This is a genomic window from Pseudomonas sp. HC1(2025) (assembly GCF_058742075.1).
In genome coordinates, this window is the sequence record NZ_CP196017.1 from 5,646,750 (window position 1) to 5,661,505 (window position 14,756).

Here is a 14,756-nt window from a genome sequence, read left to right on the forward strand (position 1 = left end):
CGTGCAGGGGGTTGGCTGGGTAGGTTATAGAACGTGATGCGCCGCCTGACCAGCAGCATCACCTGGCTGAATGGAGGTAGACTGGCGCCCTTTCCTGACAGGAGGCAGCCATGAGCGAGCCAACCGATATCGACAACGACGACGAAGAGTTCGCCGAATCCACCCTGACCCAAGCGATCGAAAACCAGATCGAAAGCGACAACCCGCCCGCGGCCAAGGCCACGTTCAACAAGCTGACCCTGGTGGGTTACGAGCGCGAAGACATCCTGAACCTGATGGCCCATGTGCTGGCCGTGGAAATCGACGCGATGCTGGAAGAAGACCGGCCGTTCAACACCGACTGGTATGAAACCGCCCTGCGCGCACTGCCAGAGCTGCCGCCGGAAAACCAGTAGGCCCCTGGAACCGCCATCGCCGGCAAGCTGGCTCCTACAGGAGTGCGGCTTGCCTCCCCTGTGCCCATATCGCACTGGACAGTTCGCCCAAGTACGTTCACCTTAGGGGCTGCTAGCGTCTGACAATTCCTAGAACGTCTGGAGTCCTTATGTCGTATACCCCTGAGTTGGTTGCCGAACTGGAAATCCTTGCACTTTTTAACCTGGGCAATATCCAGGAAGGCCTGAAAGTCCATCAGACCGCCGCTCCCACTGCCATTGCTGCTGCCAAACGCCTGTTCGAGAAAAAACTGATCGACCAGCCAGATGGCGGCTACCTGACCAGCCTGGGCCGCGACGCGGCAGAACAAGCGCAAACATTGCTGACGATTCTGACTACCGCTACCACCAAAGAAGCCGCCTGATCCACCGTATCGCCCACGGGATCCTCTGTTCACGGATTCCGCGGGCATTCCCGTGTGCACGATAAAATTCTGACGTCAAAAACAAATTCCCCTTAAACCTCCTACGATTCTGTCTGTAAACTCCTACACGGCTGCCCACGCCGGGCCCTGCGAGCCGTTGAGTTCGACATGACCAGTACCCATGAAATCCGCCCTGACTTGGATGAAGGCATTGACCGCAAGGTACTGGCCCAACTGCGCTCGCGTTTCCTGACCCTCAATGCCGGCCGCATGGCCCGCGCCGTCGAAGGCCTGACGCCGCGCCAGCAAAGCGTGCTGGCGCTGCTGCCGCTGTTTTTCCACGTCAATCACCCGCTGCTGCCGGGCTATGTCTCGGGCAGTACGCCGGCCGGCTTGGCGAATTTTGAACCGGATGCCCAGGTCCTGGCCGAAGCCCAGCGCCTGACCCGCTCGTTTTCCTACAAGCCACGCCACGGCAACCCGCCCACCCCGATCCACGGCCTGTTCCTGATGGGCAGCCTCGGCACGTTGGCCCAGGCTGACCAGAGCGATATGGACGTGTGGGTGTGCCACGCCGCCGACCTGAGCGAGGCCGAGCTGGGCGAGCTGCGCAAAAAATGCCAACTGCTGGAAGCCTGGGCCCTGGGCATGGGCGCCGAAGCGCATTTTTTCCTGATCGAACCGAGCCGCTTTGCACAGGGCGGGCGCGATACCCAGCTCAGTTCAGATGACTGTGGCACCAGCCAGCACTATCTGTTGCTCGACGAGTTCTACCGCACCGCCATCTGGCTGGCCGGGCGCACGCCGATCTGGTGGCTGGTACCGGTCTACGAAGAAGCGCGCTACGCCGAATTTACCCACACGCTGATTTCCAAACGTTTTATCCGCGCCGACGAAACCCTCGACCTCGGGCACCTGGCCCATATTCCACCTGGGGAATTCATCGGCGCCGGCCTGTGGCAACTGTTCAAGGGCATCGAGTCACCCTATAAGTCGGTGCTCAAGCTGTTGCTGACCGAGGTGTATGCCAGCGAACACCCCAAGGTGCAGTGCCTGAGCCTGCGTTTCAAACGCGCAGTGTTCGCCAACCAGTTGGATCTGGATGAGCTGGACCCGTATATCGTGGTCTACCGCCGCATCGAGGAATACCTGCGCAGCCGCAACGAACCCGAACGCCTGGAACTGGTGCGGCGCAGCCTGTACCTGAAGGTCAACCGCAAGCTCACCACCGGCCAGCGCACCATCGGTTGGCAGCGTGCACTGCTGGAGCGCCTGGCCAATGAATGGGGCTGGGACCAGCGGCAACTGGCCCTGCTCGACAGCCGCAGTCAATGGAAAGTGCGCCAGGTCGCGTCCGAGCGCCGGGCCCTGGTCAATGAGCTCAATTACAGTTATCGCTTCCTGACCCAGTTCGCCCGCACCGAACAGACCGTGAGCCTGATCAACAAGCGCGACCTCAATGTGCTGGGCCGGCGCCTGTACGCGGCCTTCGAACGCAAGGCCGGCAAAGTCGAGTTCATCAACCCCGGGATTGCTCCGGACCTGGCCGAAGACACCCTCACCCTGGTTCATTCGCCCAATCGCAAGGAGCCGGGTCAGTTTCATTGGGGCCTGTACAACGGCAGCCTGACCGCCCTGGAATGGGAGCACTTTGCGCCGATCAAACGCAGCCGCGACCTGCTGGAGATGCTCACCTGGTGCCATCGCAACGGCGTGATCGACAGCAGCACACGCCTGGCCCTGCACCCCGGCACCAGCGACTTGAGCGAATTCGAGCTGTTCAACCTGCTGGGCAGCCTGCAACAGACCGTCGCCCTGCCCCTGGCCACGGTCGATGAAGAACGCCTGCTGCGTACGGCGATACCCGAGGAGGTGCTGTTGCTGATCAACGTCGGCGTCGACCCCCTCAAGCATCACCGTGACTTGAATATCCTGATGACCACCGAGCGCACCGACTCCCTGAGTTACGCCGGCGTCAGGGAAAACCTGGTGCTGACCCTGGACCAGGTGACGCTCAACAGCTGGAACGAGGTGATGGTCAGCCGCTACGAGGGGCCCCACGCCCTGCTCGATTGCCTGCGCGATTACCTGAATCAGTTACCGCATGACCGATTGCCGCGGCTGCGGGTGCGTTGTTTCTGTCACAACCGTGCGCAGTTCATTGCCCAGCGGGTCGAAGAGATTTTCGATACCGCGCAAAACCTGATGCTCAGCCAGCTCAACCACCGCTATCTGATCCAGGTACAACAGCACTATCACGTCATGGAGCTGGCACCGGGGCAAGCCAATCACGTGTCATTGCCCAGCCAGCAGGCGCTGGTGGACTACCTCAGCGAGGAGCTGGCCAGCTACAGCCCGTTGCACCTGGATGCCATGGCCCTGGAAGACCACGACCTGGCAGCACTGCTGCCCATGGGCCAGGCCGATTGTGTGCAGGTGTTCTACCGCATCAACGACGGCTTCGCCGAGCTGTACGTACTCGACGAGTTCAACGCCCTCTGGCAACAGCGCCTGCCGTTTCATGATGAGCAGAGCTTGCTCGCGCCTTTGCAGCGCTTCCTGCAATCGATCATTTATCGACGGGACGCGCTGTCACCGCTGGACCCGCAGCAGCCACTGGGGGCGGTGCAGACGCTGTATTACCAACTGCTGCCATCGGCAGGCGGCCGTACCCGTCGGGTCGAGCCACGGCCTGCGCCGCAGACTCCGGCCAACAAACCGTTCTACGACGTGCAGGCGATTATCGGCAAGGGTGCGCCAGGCCAGGTGGGGATCACCCTGTACTGCAATCAGCGGGAGTTTTGCGAACTGGAGTTTGGCGACCAACTGTTTGCTGTGGTCGCCCAGGAGATCGTCGGGCAGCGCCGGGAAACCGAGCGCTATCGTTGCTACATCACCGATTTGGACCTATCCGGCCTACTCGGTGATGTTCAAAGCCCAAGCAATCTGTACCTGCGCTACAAAGCCGAGTTGGAGCAGGCGCTCAACCAGGCCTTGAATGAGGTTTAGAGCGCGAATGCGCCGCCGTCCTTCGGCTGGCCTTCGACACTCAGCAGCTCAAGCTTGAGGGTCTTGCCGCCCGGAGCAGGCCAATCGATGTGCTGGCCGACTTGCAGGCCCAGCAACGCACTGCCCACCGGGGCCAGGATCGAGATCTTGCCTTCGTCGGCATTCGCGTCCTTGGGGTAGACCAGGGTCAGGTGATAGTCCTTGCCGCTGCTTTGCTCACGGCAATGCACGCTGGAGTTCATGGTCACGACACCGGCAGGCACTTCATCGTGGCCAACCACCTCTTCGGCGCGGTCAAGTTCGGCTTGCAGGGCGATGACGCCTGGCAGTTTGTCGTCCATACGGTCGATCAGTTGCTCAAGACGTTGCACATCGAGACGGGTGAGGATGATGGAAGGTGCAGTCATGATTGCGGCAGACTCCTTTTTTTCTGCACAAAAAAGCAAAACCCCGCCAATAAACGGCGGGGTTCTCACGGACCTCGATGAGTTGAGGTATACCCGGACACTACCACAGCACACCAAATAAACAAGATGGGCCGGCCTGAAGGTCAGGCGCCAGCCTTGCGTTGCTCGGCCTGGGCGACGATCACGCGGCGCCGCTGATCGTCGGCGGAGCGCCATTCCCGGATGTCTTCCACATGCCGGAAGCAGCCAAGACAGACTTTTTGCTCATCCAGCCGACACAAACTGATACAAGGTGACGGCACAGCCGGGCTGACATTGCTGAACAGCGGCTTGGGCGGGCGGACGGGCGCGGGCTGGGTCACGATCAGATCTCGTCGAAGTCCAGCTCGACGCCGGCTTGTTCCAGGGTGATGCGTGCAAGCATTTCGCTCAACAGCTCGTCACTGGTGTCGTTCGACCAGCGCTTCTCTTCTTCGTCGTAGTCGAAGTGAAACCCTCCGGAACGCGCGGCCAGCCACAGCTGGCGCAGCGGCTCCTGGCGGCTGAAGATCAATTGGCTGCCGTTCTCAAACTTGACGGTCAACACGCCTGCAGAATTTTCCAGATCCACGTCCAGGCCACTCTCGTCGAAAATATCCTCCAGCGCTTGCTGGGTCGCATCGACCAGGTCGTGAAAGCGGGCTTCGGTCAAACTCATGGTGGGAACCTCAAAAAGTGTCTACTCACGCTCAAGCGCCGCACGATACGGAGGCGCCATGATGATTGCAAAGGATACCGATTTCATTCCCACCAGCCGTGCGAATTATCCCGACGGGATGTAGGCCACATCACGACATACTCGGCAAAGCCCCGCCGGACGGGTGTCCCGGCGCATAGGCAAGCTGGCGGGTGGTCGGTATACTCGGGCGCAATTAATGCATATTCAAGGATTTAGCCATGAAGCGCCTGATCTCTTCCCTTGCTGCGCTCGTCGCGGTCGCTTGCCTCGTCAGTGCCTGTGGTCAAAAAGGCCCGCTGTACCTGCCCGATGACAGCAAAGACCCGAATGAACAGGCGCAAACGTCGCAATCCAAAGCGCACAAGCACGACACCTACTAAGGGAATTTCATGGACGCTTTTAACTACCGGGACGGCGAGCTGTTCGCGGAAGACGTGGCGCTGTCCGCGATTGCCGAACGCTTCGGTACCCCGACCTATGTGTACTCGCGAGCGCATATCGAAGCGCAATACCGCACCTTTGCCGATGCACTGGAGGGTACGCCAAGCCTGGTGTGCTATGCAGTAAAAGCCAACTCCAACCTGGGTGTACTCAATGTCCTGGCGCGCCTGGGCGCTGGTTTTGACATCGTGTCCCGTGGCGAGCTGGAGCGTGTACTGGCCGCGGGCGGCAAGGCTGACAAAATCGTGTTCTCCGGTGTCGGCAAGACCCGCGAAGACATGCGCCGCGCCCTGGAAATCGGCGTGCATTGCTTCAACGTCGAGTCCACCGACGAGCTGGAGCGCCTGCAAGTGGTGGCCGCCGAGATGGGCGTGCGTGCGCCGATTTCCCTGCGCGTCAACCCGGACGTGGATGCCGGCACGCACCCGTACATTTCCACCGGTCTCAAAGAGAACAAGTTCGGCATCGCCATTGCCGACGCCGAAGACGTGTACATCCGCGCCGCCCAACTGCCGAACCTGGAAGTGCTGGGCGTGGACTGCCATATCGGCTCGCAACTGACCAGCCTGCCACCGTTCCTCGATGCCCTCGACCGCCTGCTGGCGCTGATCGATCGCCTCGGCGAGTGCGGCATCTACCTGCACCACATTGATCTGGGTGGTGGCGTGGGCGTGCGTTATCGCGACGAAGAGCCGCCGCTGGTGGCCGACTACGTCAAGGCCGTACGCGAGCGCACCGAAGGCCGCGACCTGAAGCTGATATTCGAGCCGGGCCGCTACATCGTTGCCAATGCGGGCGTACTGCTGACCCAGGTCGAGTACCTCAAGCACACCGAACACAAGGATTTCGCCATCGTCGATGCGGCGATGAACGACCTGATCCGCCCGGCCCTGTACCAGGCCTGGATGGATGTCAGCGCCGTGCGCCCGCGCGACAGCGCGCCGCGCACCTATGACATCGTCGGCCCGATTTGCGAGACCAGTGACTTCCTGGCCAAGGACCGTGAACTGGCCCTGGCAGAAGGCGATCTGCTGGCCGTGCATTCGGCCGGTGCCTATGGGTTTGTCATGAGTTCCAACTACAACACCCGCGGGCGTACCGCCGAAGTGTTGGTGGACGGTGATCAAGCGTTTGAAGTGCGTCGCCGCGAGACGGTAGCCGAGTTGTTTGCTGGCGAAAGCCTGCTGCCGGAGTAAGCCATGCTGCTGCGTTTTACCAAGATGCACGGGCTGGGCAATGACTTCATGGTCCTTGACCTGGTCAGCCAGCACGCGCATATCCTGCCCAAGCACGCCAAACTGTGGGGCGACCGCCATACCGGCATCGGCTTCGACCAGCTGCTGCTCGTCGAAGCGCCGAGCAACCCGGAGGTGGATTTCCGTTACCGGATCTTCAACTCCGACGGTTCCGAAGTGGAGCAATGCGGCAACGGTGCGCGCTGCTTCGCGCGGTTCGTGCTGGACAAGCGCCTGACCGCCAAACGGCAGATTCGCGTCGAGACCAAAAGCGGCATTATCGAGCTGGATATCCGCAGCGACGGCCAGATCAGCGTCGACATGGGCGCCCCGCGCCTGGTACCGGCCGATATTCCGTTCGTGGCTGATGCCCAGGCGTTGAGCTATCCGCTGGATGTCGACGGTACCGTGGTCGAGGTGGCCGCCGTGTCCATGGGCAACCCCCATGCAGTGCTGCGGGTCAACGACATCAACAATGCGCCAGTGCATGAGTTGGGCCCGAAGATCGAACATCACCCGCGTTTTCCGGCACGGGTCAACGTCGGCTTCCTGCAGGTCATCGACCGCTCCCGCGCGCAGTTGCGGGTCTGGGAACGCGGCGCCGGGGAAACCCAGGCTTGTGGCACCGGTGCTTGCGCCGCCGCCGTGGCGGCGATCAGCCAGGGCTGGATGGATTCGCCACTGTTGATCGACCTGCCTGGTGGACGCCTGTCCATCGAATGGGCAGGCCCAGGCCAACCGGTGAAGATGACCGGCCCGGCATCCCGTGTATACGAAGGACAGGTCCGTCTATGAGAGCGACTCGCTAATGACCGATAAGCCCCAGGCACCCGCCAAGCAGCCCGAAGGATCCCCTTGCGAAAGCCTGGAGGCAGCGGCCGTCGCCGCTTACCTGGAGGCTAACCCGGACTTCTTCGTCGAACACGACGAGCTGCTGCCGGCCCTGCGCATCCCTCACCAGCGCGGCGATACCGTGTCGCTGGTGGAGCGGCAGATGAAGATCCTGCGCGAGCGCAATATCGAAATGCGCCATCGGCTCTCACAGTTGATGGACGTGGCCCGCGACAACGACCGCCTGTTCGACAAGACCCGCCGCCTGATCCTGGCGCTGCTGGATGCCGCCAGCCTGGAAGACCTGACCATTGCCGTCGAAGACAGCCTGCGCCAGGACTTCCAGGTGCCGTTTGTCAGCCTGATCCTGTTCAGTGACAACCCGATGCCGGTCGGGCGCTGGGTCAAGGGCAGCGACGCACAGACCGCCATCGGCGGCCTGTTGTCGGAAGGCAAGACCATCAGCGGCACCCTGCGCGAGCATGAGCTGGACTTCCTGTTTGGCGAAGACCAGCGCGTGCAGATCGGCTCGACTGCCGTGGTCGCCCTCAGCCATCAAGGCTTGCACGGTGTCCTGGCCATCGCCAGCCGTGATCCGCAGCACTACAAAAGCACCGTGGGCACGCTGTTCTTGACCTACATTGCCGAAGTGTTGAGCCGCAGCCTGCCACGCTTCACCAGCGCCCTGCGCGCGGTGCGCTAGCCATGGAACGACAACTGGACGCCTACTGCGCTCACCTGCGCAGCGAGCGCCAGGTGTCTCCCCATACGCTGGAAGCCTACCGGCGGGACTTGAACAAGGTCCTGGCGTTCTGCCAGAAACAACAGATCGGCAGTTGGAAGGCCCTCGATATCCAGGGCCTGCGCAGCCTGGTTGCGCGCCTGCACCAGCAAGGCCAATCCTCCCGCAGCCTGGCGCGCCTGCTGTCAGCGGTGCGTGGCCTGTATCACTACCTCAACCGCGAAGGCCTGTGCGATCACGACCCGGCCAACGGCCTGGCACCGCCCAAGGGTGAGCGCCGCCTGCCCAAAACCCTGGATGCCGACCGCACCCTGCAATTGCTCGATGGCGCGGTCGAGGATGACTTCCTGGCGCACCGCGACCAGGCGATCCTGGAGCTGTTCTATTCCTCGGGCCTGCGGCTGTCGGAGCTGACCAGCCTCAACCTCGAGCAGTTGGACCTGGCCGATGGCCTGGTGCAAGTGCACGGCAAAGGCAGCAAGACCCGCGTGCTGCCCATTGGCAAAAAAGCCCGCGACGCCCTGCTGGTATGGCTGCCCCTACGAGCCCTGGCCAACCCGCCGGACGATGCGGTGTTTGTCAGCCAGCAAGGCCGACGCCTCGGGCCACGGGCCATTCAGCTGCGGGTCAAGGCCGCCGGCGAGCGGGAACTGGGGCAGAACCTGCATCCGCACATGCTGCGCCACTCCTTTGCCAGTCACCTGCTGGAGTCATCACAAGACTTGCGCGCCGTGCAGGAGCTGCTCGGCCACTCGGATATCAAGACCACCCAGATCTACACCCACCTGGACTTCCAGCACCTGGCGACGGTGTACGACAGCGCCCATCCACGGGCCAAACGCGTTAAAGGCGGCGACTCATGAGCATCAAGCTAATCACCTTCGACCTGGACGATACCCTGTGGGACAACGTCCCCGTCATCATCAGCGCCGAAGCGTCGATGCGCCACTGGCTGGCGACCCATGCGTCCAAGGTCGGCGACTTGCCCCTGGAGCATTTCGCCAGCCTGCGCCAGCACGTACTGCAACGTCATCCCGAACTCAAGCACCGGATCAGCATCCTGCGCCACCGGGTGCTGATGCACGCCTTTGAAGAGGCCGGTTATCCACAGCCGCAGGCCACGGAAATGGCCGATGTGTGTTTTGAAGCGTTTATTCATGCGCGGCACCAGCTCACGGTCTTCCCGGAAGCTGAGCCGATGCTGCAAGCCCTGCGCCAGCACTTCCTGCTGGGGGTGATCACCAATGGCAATGCCGATGTCCAGCGCGTGGGCCTGGCGGATTACTTCCACTTTGCCCTGAGGGCCGAAGATATCGGCATCGCCAAGCCGGATGCGCGCTTGTTTCAGGAAGCGTTGCAGCGAGGTGGGGTGGATGCCAGTGCGGCGGTACATATTGGCGACCATCCGGGCGATGACATCGCCGGGGCGCAGCAGGCGGGGTTACGGGCGGTGTGGTTCAACCCGGCGGGCAAGGTTTGGGAAGGCGAGAAATTGCCGGATGCGCAGATTCGCAGCTTGAGCGAGCTGCCTTCGCTGCTCCACAGCTGGAAATAACGCGACCCGACAAGCCAGCTCCCACATGGGTTTGCGGCACTGGCCATTTGTCTCAGGCATGAAAAAGCCCGCAGCGACGGCGGGCTTTTTCAGCAAGCAAGTAACCGGCCTCAGATAGGCCGACTGCCGTACTTGTTGTCCGGCTTCTTCGGTGGATCTGCCACCACGTTGGCCTCGACTTCCTGCACTTTGCCGCCCTTGGCGAGGAATTCTTCCATCGCGCGGGCCAGCGCATCGCGCTCTTTGTTCTTGGCTTCAACGCTCGGCAACTCATCAACCGACACAGCAGCCTTGGCCTTGCCCTTGGCGGTCGGGGCCGGCGCGTCATCGCCGCCGTCGTCGTCAGCTACGTCTTCGGCAGCCGCCTCAAGACCTTCTTCGGTTTCGTCGTCACCTACTTCGAGGTCGTCGTTTTCCAGATCATCGTCGCTCATGTTCTACCTCATGACTTGCGAAAAGCAGATTAGTTATAGCCCAGCTTCACCATCTGTCGAAGGCTGCCGGAAAAAAATCAACGTCCACCGGATAACCAGTGGCTTATGCCCCGTCACCGTGCAAGGTGCCGAGGACTTTACGAGCACCGCCATGATCACGCTGCTCGCCCAGATAAACGCCTTGCCATGTGCCCATTGCCAAATGGCCGGCCGTGACCGGCAAACTCAGTTGGCGAGCCGAAAGGCTGCCCTTGAAATGACCCGGGGCTTGGCCCGCAGGGTAATCAGGGTCTGCCGATGTATACAGTTCTGCGCCCATCGGCGCGCATTCTAGCGCGCTCTGGGAAAAAACAAAGTGCCGAATACGCCTACATGCCTGTAAGACATTCGCACACTGAAAAGTACCGTGTGGATCCGATCACAAACTCGACACAAAAATTCTCACACGCTTTCACCACAGGCAAATACCAGACAAAAAAATGCCCGGCAAGCCGGGCATGTTTTTTTCATAGGTTCTTACAAGTTGTAGCCACGTTCGTTGTGTTCCGCCAGGTCCAGGCCAACGGCCTCTTCCTCTTCGGTCACACGCAGGCCGATGGTCAAGTCCAGCACCTTGAGAATCACAAAGGTCACGACACCGGTGTAGATCACGGTAAAGCCTACGCCCTTGGCCTGGATCCAGACCTGTGCGGCAATATCGGTCACCGTGCCGAAGCCACCCAGGATCGGCGCCGCGAATACACCGGTGAGGATCGCCCCGACAATCCCGCCAACACCGTGCACGCCGAAGGCATCCAGGGAGTCATCGTAGCCCAGCTTGCGCTTGAGGCTGGTGGCGCAGAAGAAGCAGATCACGCCAGACGCCAGGCCGATCACCAGGGCGCCCATTGGGCCTACGGTACCAGCGGCCGGGGTGACGGCCACCAGGCCGGCAACCACACCCGAAGCGATGCCCAGGGCGCTTGGTTTGCCGTGGGTGATCCACTCGGCGAACATCCAGCCCAGCGCCGCAGCCGCGGTAGCGATCTGGGTCACCAGCATCGCCATGCCCGCCGTGCCGTTGGCCGCAGCAGCAGAGCCGGCGTTGAAGCCGAACCAACCGATCCACAGCATCGCCGCGCCGATCAGGGTGTAGCCCAGGTTATGCGGGGCCATCGGCGTAGTCGGGTAGCCTTTACGCTTGCCGAGCACGATGCACGCCACCAGGCCAGCCACACCGGCGTTGATGTGCACCACGGTGCCGCCAGCGAAGTCCAGCACGCCCCAGTCCCACATCAGGCCGCCGTTGCCGCTCCAGACCATGTGCGCGATCGGCGCATAGACCAGGGTGAACCAGATGGCCATGAACAGCAGCATGGCGGAAAACTTCATACGCTCGGCAAACGCACCGACGATCAGCGCCGGGGTGATGATCGCGAAGGTCATCTGGAAGGTGATGAACACCGCTTCCGGGAACAGCGCTGCAGGCCCAGTGATGCTGGACGGTGTGACACCCGCCAGGAACGCCTTGCCCATGCCGCCGAAGAACGAGTTGAAGTTGACGACGCCCTGCTCCATGCCGGTGGTGTCGAACGCAATGCTGTAGCCGTAGACGACCCACAGGATGCTGATCAGACCGGTAATGGCGAAGCACTGCATCATCACAGAAAGAATGTTTTTGGAGCGGACCATGCCGCCGTAGAACAGCGCCAGGCCAGGGATGGTCATGAACAGCACCAGTGCGGTGGCTGTCAGCATCCAGGCAGTGTCGCCGGAATTGAGGACTGGAGCCGCCACTTCGTCTGCCGCCATGGCCAGGCTGGGCATTACGATGGACAACAGGGCTCCTAGCCCTGCGAATTTACGCAGAGTCATATTGTTTTCTCCTGGGGCGTTGGGGTTTGGCGGCTTAGATTGCGTCGGTATCGGTTTCGCCGGTACGGATGCGAATAGCCTGTTCCAGATTGACCACGAAGATCTTGCCGTCGCCGATCTTGCCGGTGTTGGCCGCCTTGGTTATCGCCTCGATAACCCGATCAAGATCCTTGTCGTCAATGGCGACATCAATCTTCACCTTCGGCAGGAAATCGACTACGTATTCCGCGCCGCGATACAGCTCGGTATGACCCTTCTGCCGACCGAAGCCTTTGACCTCAGTGACGGTAATGCCCTGCACGCCGATCTCGGACAGTGACTCGCGTACATCGTCCAACTTGAACGGCTTGATGATGGCAGTGACTAGCTTCATGAAAACTCTCTCCCGAATTGGTGGACTTGCCCCAGGAAAACAAACCCGTCTCAAGTCTAAGCGCAGTGCCTGGCTTTGTAACGCATCGTCGCCTCGGCAATTGCCTTGTCGACGCCAGCTAACCGTTGGTGACGAAACATGTACCCTGGTCCGTCAGCGCACTGCATTCGTCACAGCGACTGCATCAGTGCATGGGTCATGATCGTCTAAGCAGAAACCTTGCCAGCTCCGTAAAAATCACTGAAATCAATCCGTTGCCCGCTCACACCGAGCAGTGGGCCGGTGTAGCAGCCCACATACGCACAAAAACAGTGCATCCGCATTCGGGCCAATGCGCGAAAAGCGTGCGCAGAGCACTGGGAAAAGACTATAGGCGCTGCGTGATACACTGCCGGCCAACTGTTTTCCGGAATGTTTCCCATGCTCGCGCCCAAAGACCTCCTCGACGCCCTGAGCGGCCACGCCTCTCGCCTGTTCAGCGGCGAGACCCCGCTGCCTCGCAATGAAATCGAAAGCCAGTTCAAGGCACTGCTGCAAAGCGGGTTCAGCAAACTGGACCTGGTCAGCCGGGAAGAATTCGACAGCCAGATGGTAGTCCTGGCCCGCACCCGAGCACGCCTGGAGAGCCTGGAGGCGAAGGTGGCAGAGTTGGAAGCACGGTTGAATCCACCCCAGGAATAACCACCCTGCCCCCTGTAGGAGCCGGCTTGCCGGCGATGGCTGTCTACCTGACACACCAAGCCGGCTCCTGCAATTTCAACGCCCGGATACGTTCAGTAAAACCTGCGCAAGGCGCCTCCCCCTCTCTCGTCTACCCTTGAAAAACCGCAAAGCGGCCCTCCCTTCAAGGAACGAACATGTCCCTCGCCATCGTCCACAGCCGCGCCCAGATCGGCGTCGAAGCCCCCGCCGTCACGGTCGAAGTGCATATGGCCAATGGCTTGCCGTCCCTGACCCTGGTGGGCTTGCCGGAGACTGCGGTCAAGGAAAGCAAAGACCGCGTGCGCAGCGCCATTCTCAACAGTGCGCTGCAATACCCCGCGCGCCGCATCACCCTTAACCTGGCGCCCGCCGACCTGCCCAAGGACGGCGGGCGTTTTGATCTGGCGATTGCCCTGGGGATTCTCGCGGCCAGCGTACAGGTGCCGGCACAGGCGTTGGATGGCGTGGAGTGCCTCGGCGAACTGGCCCTGTCTGGCGAAGTGCGTGCCGTCAAAGGTGTGTTGCCAGCCGCATTGGCCGCACGCAAGGCCGGGCGCAGCGTGATCGTGCCCAGGGCCAATGCCGAGGAGGCATGCCTGGCCTCGGGGTTGAAGGTGATTGCGGTGGATCATCTGCTGCAAGTGGTGGCGCACCTGAATGGGCTGGTGCCGATCGAGCCTTACACGTCCGACGGATTGCTGTACCTGAACAAACCTTACCCGGACCTGAGCGAGGTGCAGGGCCAACTGGCCGCCAAGCGCGCACTGCTGATTGCGGCAGCGGGTGCCCACAACTTGCTGTTCAGCGGGCCACCCGGCACCGGCAAGACCTTGCTTGCCAGCCGCCTGCCCGGCCTGCTACCGCCCTTGAGCGAACAGGAGGCGCTGGAAGTGGCGGCGATCCAATCAGTGGTCAGCCTGGCGCCGTTGAGCCACTGGCCTCATCGGCCCTTTCGCCAGCCGCACCATTCCGCGTCCGGGCCGGCGCTGGTGGGCGGCGGCTCGAAACCGCAGCCTGGGGAAATCACCCTGGCCCATCACGGGGTGTTGTTTCTCGATGAGCTGCCGGAATTTGATCGCAAGGTGCTGGAGGTGCTGCGCGAACCGCTGGAATCGGGACATATCGTGATTTCCCGGGCACGCGACCGCGTCAGCTTCCCGGCACGCTTTCAACTGGTGGCGGCGATGAACCCCTGCCCTTGCGGTTACATGGGTGAGCCCAGTGGACGTTGCCGGTGTACGCCGGAGCAGATCCAGCGCTACCGCAACAAACTCTCCGGGCCGTTGCTGGACCGGATTGATTTGCACCTGACCGTGGCACGTGAAACCACCGTGCTGAACCCCTCCCAAAAGGTCGGTGATGACACGGCGAAGGCATCCGCCCAAGTGGCCGAGGCCCGGGAGCGCCAGCAAGGGCGCCAGGGTTGCGCGAATGCCTTCCTCGACCTGGCGGGATTACGCGAGCACTGCGCACTGGTAAACGCCGATGAAAGCTGGCTGGAGAGCGCTTGCGAGCGGCTGACGTTATCGCTGCGCGCAGCCCACCGACTGCTCAAGGTCGCGCGTACCCTGGCAGACCTTGAGCAAGTGGAAGGCATCGCTCGCCATCACTTGGCGGAGGCATTGCAGTACCGGCCGGCATCAGTTGGCTAGCAGC

General features: G+C 61.6%; 17 protein-coding genes and 1 pseudogene. 11 read left to right on the plus strand and 7 right to left on the minus strand.

What is annotated here, in order from left to right; translation table 11 throughout:
* Positions 1–110: 110 nt before the first annotated feature.
* The 3 genes from ACSSVH_RS25490 (at position 111) to ACSSVH_RS25500 (ending at position 3,808) form a co-directional block, all read left to right on the plus strand.
* On the plus strand, positions 111–395 hold the full coding sequence (locus ACSSVH_RS25490) for a hypothetical protein (RefSeq protein ID WP_057440482.1): 285 nt from the start codon (positions 111–113) through the stop codon (positions 393–395).
* A gap of 149 nt (positions 396–544) precedes the next feature.
* Positions 545–799 carry a TIGR02647 family protein gene (locus ACSSVH_RS25495; RefSeq protein WP_169955381.1) on the plus strand — a complete coding sequence of 85 codons (255 nt, stop codon included), beginning with the start codon at positions 545–547 and terminating at the stop codon, positions 797–799.
* Between the two features lie 168 nt (positions 800–967).
* Positions 968–3,808 (plus strand): class I adenylate cyclase, encoded by a 2,841-nt coding sequence (locus ACSSVH_RS25500; RefSeq protein WP_169955382.1) that lies wholly within the window; start codon positions 968–970, stop codon positions 3,806–3,808.
* On the opposite strand, the gene rnk is transcribed toward ACSSVH_RS25500, so the two are convergent.
* From rnk to cyaY, 3 genes are all read right to left on the minus strand, one after another.
* Positions 3,805–4,215, minus strand: coding sequence for a nucleoside diphosphate kinase regulator (rnk, locus tag ACSSVH_RS25505; RefSeq protein WP_169955383.1), 411 nt, complete (start codon positions 4,213–4,215; stop codon positions 3,805–3,807). The genes ACSSVH_RS25500 and rnk overlap by 4 nt on opposite strands.
* Positions 4,216–4,358: 143 nt before the next feature.
* Positions 4,359–4,577 (minus strand): DUF1289 domain-containing protein, encoded by a 219-nt coding sequence (locus ACSSVH_RS25510; protein ID WP_169955384.1) that lies wholly within the window; start codon positions 4,575–4,577, stop codon positions 4,359–4,361.
* A 2-nt stretch (positions 4,578–4,579) separates the two neighbouring features.
* A complete protein-coding gene (gene cyaY / locus ACSSVH_RS25515; protein ID WP_038444425.1) occupies positions 4,580–4,912 on the minus strand; it encodes an iron donor protein CyaY in 333 nt (110 codons plus the stop codon).
* Between the two features lie 239 nt (positions 4,913–5,151).
* Between cyaY and lptM the strand changes: the two genes are divergently transcribed.
* The 6 genes from lptM to ACSSVH_RS25545 are packed head-to-tail and all read left to right on the plus strand — an operon-like array spanning position 5,152 to position 9,737.
* Complete coding sequence (gene lptM, locus ACSSVH_RS25520) at positions 5,152–5,313, plus strand: LPS translocon maturation chaperone LptM (RefSeq protein ID WP_038444426.1); 162 nt, start codon at positions 5,152–5,154, stop codon at positions 5,311–5,313.
* Positions 5,314–5,322: 9 nt separating this feature from the next.
* Positions 5,323–6,570 carry a diaminopimelate decarboxylase gene (gene lysA / locus ACSSVH_RS25525; protein WP_170042083.1) on the plus strand — a complete coding sequence of 416 codons (1,248 nt, stop codon included), beginning with the start codon at positions 5,323–5,325 and terminating at the stop codon, positions 6,568–6,570.
* Between the two features lie 3 nt (positions 6,571–6,573).
* On the plus strand, positions 6,574–7,404 hold the full coding sequence (dapF, locus tag ACSSVH_RS25530; protein ID WP_169955386.1) for a diaminopimelate epimerase: 831 nt from the start codon (positions 6,574–6,576) through the stop codon (positions 7,402–7,404).
* A 13-nt stretch (positions 7,405–7,417) separates the two neighbouring features.
* Entirely contained in the window at positions 7,418–8,143 is a 726-nt protein-coding gene (locus ACSSVH_RS25535; RefSeq protein WP_169955387.1) for a DUF484 family protein, read from the plus strand.
* Between the two features lie 2 nt (positions 8,144–8,145).
* Entirely contained in the window at positions 8,146–9,045 is a 900-nt protein-coding gene (xerC, locus tag ACSSVH_RS25540) for a tyrosine recombinase XerC (RefSeq protein ID WP_170042082.1), read from the plus strand.
* Positions 9,042–9,737, plus strand: coding sequence for an HAD family hydrolase (locus tag ACSSVH_RS25545; protein WP_172313735.1), 696 nt, complete (start codon positions 9,042–9,044; stop codon positions 9,735–9,737). Before xerC ends, ACSSVH_RS25545 begins: the two co-directional genes overlap by 4 nt.
* A gap of 110 nt (positions 9,738–9,847) precedes the next feature.
* Here ACSSVH_RS25545 and sutA read toward each other — a convergent pair whose 3' ends face one another.
* The 4 genes and pseudogenes from sutA to glnK form a co-directional block, all read right to left on the minus strand.
* The gene (sutA, locus tag ACSSVH_RS25550) at positions 9,848–10,171 is read right to left on the minus strand and encodes a dormancy-specific transcriptional regulator SutA (protein WP_169955390.1); all 324 of its coding nucleotides are present in this window, start codon (positions 10,169–10,171) and stop codon (positions 9,848–9,850) included.
* 103 nt (positions 10,172–10,274) lie between these two features.
* Positions 10,275–10,496: pseudogene (locus tag ACSSVH_RS25555) on the minus strand (YjbQ family protein); the annotation flags it as partial.
* Between the two features lie 191 nt (positions 10,497–10,687).
* On the minus strand, positions 10,688–12,025 hold the full coding sequence (locus tag ACSSVH_RS25560; RefSeq protein ID WP_492633881.1) for an ammonium transporter: 1,338 nt from the start codon (positions 12,023–12,025) through the stop codon (positions 10,688–10,690).
* Positions 12,026–12,059: 34 nt separating this feature from the next.
* Positions 12,060–12,398 carry a P-II family nitrogen regulator gene (glnK, locus tag ACSSVH_RS25565; protein WP_002555808.1) on the minus strand — a complete coding sequence of 113 codons (339 nt, stop codon included), beginning with the start codon at positions 12,396–12,398 and terminating at the stop codon, positions 12,060–12,062.
* A gap of 420 nt (positions 12,399–12,818) precedes the next feature.
* On the opposite strand from glnK, the gene ACSSVH_RS25570 reads away from it, so the two are divergent.
* Together ACSSVH_RS25570 and ACSSVH_RS25575 are read left to right on the plus strand one after the other, a co-directional pair.
* On the plus strand, positions 12,819–13,079 hold the full coding sequence (locus ACSSVH_RS25570; RefSeq protein ID WP_057444205.1) for an accessory factor UbiK family protein: 261 nt from the start codon (positions 12,819–12,821) through the stop codon (positions 13,077–13,079).
* 176 nt (positions 13,080–13,255) lie between these two features.
* Positions 13,256–14,752 (plus strand): YifB family Mg chelatase-like AAA ATPase, encoded by a 1,497-nt coding sequence (locus ACSSVH_RS25575; RefSeq protein ID WP_169955391.1) that lies wholly within the window; start codon positions 13,256–13,258, stop codon positions 14,750–14,752.
* Positions 14,753–14,756 lie beyond the last annotated feature (4 nt).

Excerpts from the sequence above, each read along its gene's own strand:
- ACSSVH_RS25490 (WP_057440482.1), top strand. The coding sequence starts at position 111 with ATGAGCGAGCCAACCGATATCGACAACGACGACGAAGAGTTCGCCGAA.
- ACSSVH_RS25495 (WP_169955381.1), top strand. The coding sequence starts at position 545 with ATGTCGTATACCCCTGAGTTGGTTGCCGAACTGGAAATCCTTGCACTT.
- ACSSVH_RS25500 (WP_169955382.1), top strand. The coding sequence starts at position 968 with ATGACCAGTACCCATGAAATCCGCCCTGACTTGGATGAAGGCATTGAC.
- rnk (WP_169955383.1), bottom strand. The coding sequence starts at position 4,215 with ATGACTGCACCTTCCATCATCCTCACCCGTCTCGATGTGCAACGTCTT.
- cyaY (WP_038444425.1), bottom strand. The coding sequence starts at position 4,912 with ATGAGTTTGACCGAAGCCCGCTTTCACGACCTGGTCGATGCGACCCAG.
- lptM (WP_038444426.1), top strand. The coding sequence starts at position 5,152 with ATGAAGCGCCTGATCTCTTCCCTTGCTGCGCTCGTCGCGGTCGCTTGC.
- lysA (WP_170042083.1), top strand. The coding sequence starts at position 5,323 with ATGGACGCTTTTAACTACCGGGACGGCGAGCTGTTCGCGGAAGACGTG.
- dapF (WP_169955386.1), top strand. The coding sequence starts at position 6,574 with ATGCTGCTGCGTTTTACCAAGATGCACGGGCTGGGCAATGACTTCATG.
- ACSSVH_RS25535 (WP_169955387.1), top strand. The coding sequence starts at position 7,418 with ATGACCGATAAGCCCCAGGCACCCGCCAAGCAGCCCGAAGGATCCCCT.
- xerC (WP_170042082.1), top strand. The coding sequence starts at position 8,146 with ATGGAACGACAACTGGACGCCTACTGCGCTCACCTGCGCAGCGAGCGC.
- ACSSVH_RS25545 (WP_172313735.1), top strand. The coding sequence starts at position 9,042 with ATGAGCATCAAGCTAATCACCTTCGACCTGGACGATACCCTGTGGGAC.
- sutA (WP_169955390.1), bottom strand. The coding sequence starts at position 10,171 with ATGAGCGACGATGATCTGGAAAACGACGACCTCGAAGTAGGTGACGAC.
- ACSSVH_RS25560 (WP_492633881.1), bottom strand. The coding sequence starts at position 12,025 with ATGACTCTGCGTAAATTCGCAGGGCTAGGAGCCCTGTTGTCCATCGTA.
- glnK (WP_002555808.1), bottom strand. The coding sequence starts at position 12,398 with ATGAAGCTAGTCACTGCCATCATCAAGCCGTTCAAGTTGGACGATGTA.
- ACSSVH_RS25570 (WP_057444205.1), top strand. The coding sequence starts at position 12,819 with ATGCTCGCGCCCAAAGACCTCCTCGACGCCCTGAGCGGCCACGCCTCT.
- ACSSVH_RS25575 (WP_169955391.1), top strand. The coding sequence starts at position 13,256 with ATGTCCCTCGCCATCGTCCACAGCCGCGCCCAGATCGGCGTCGAAGCC.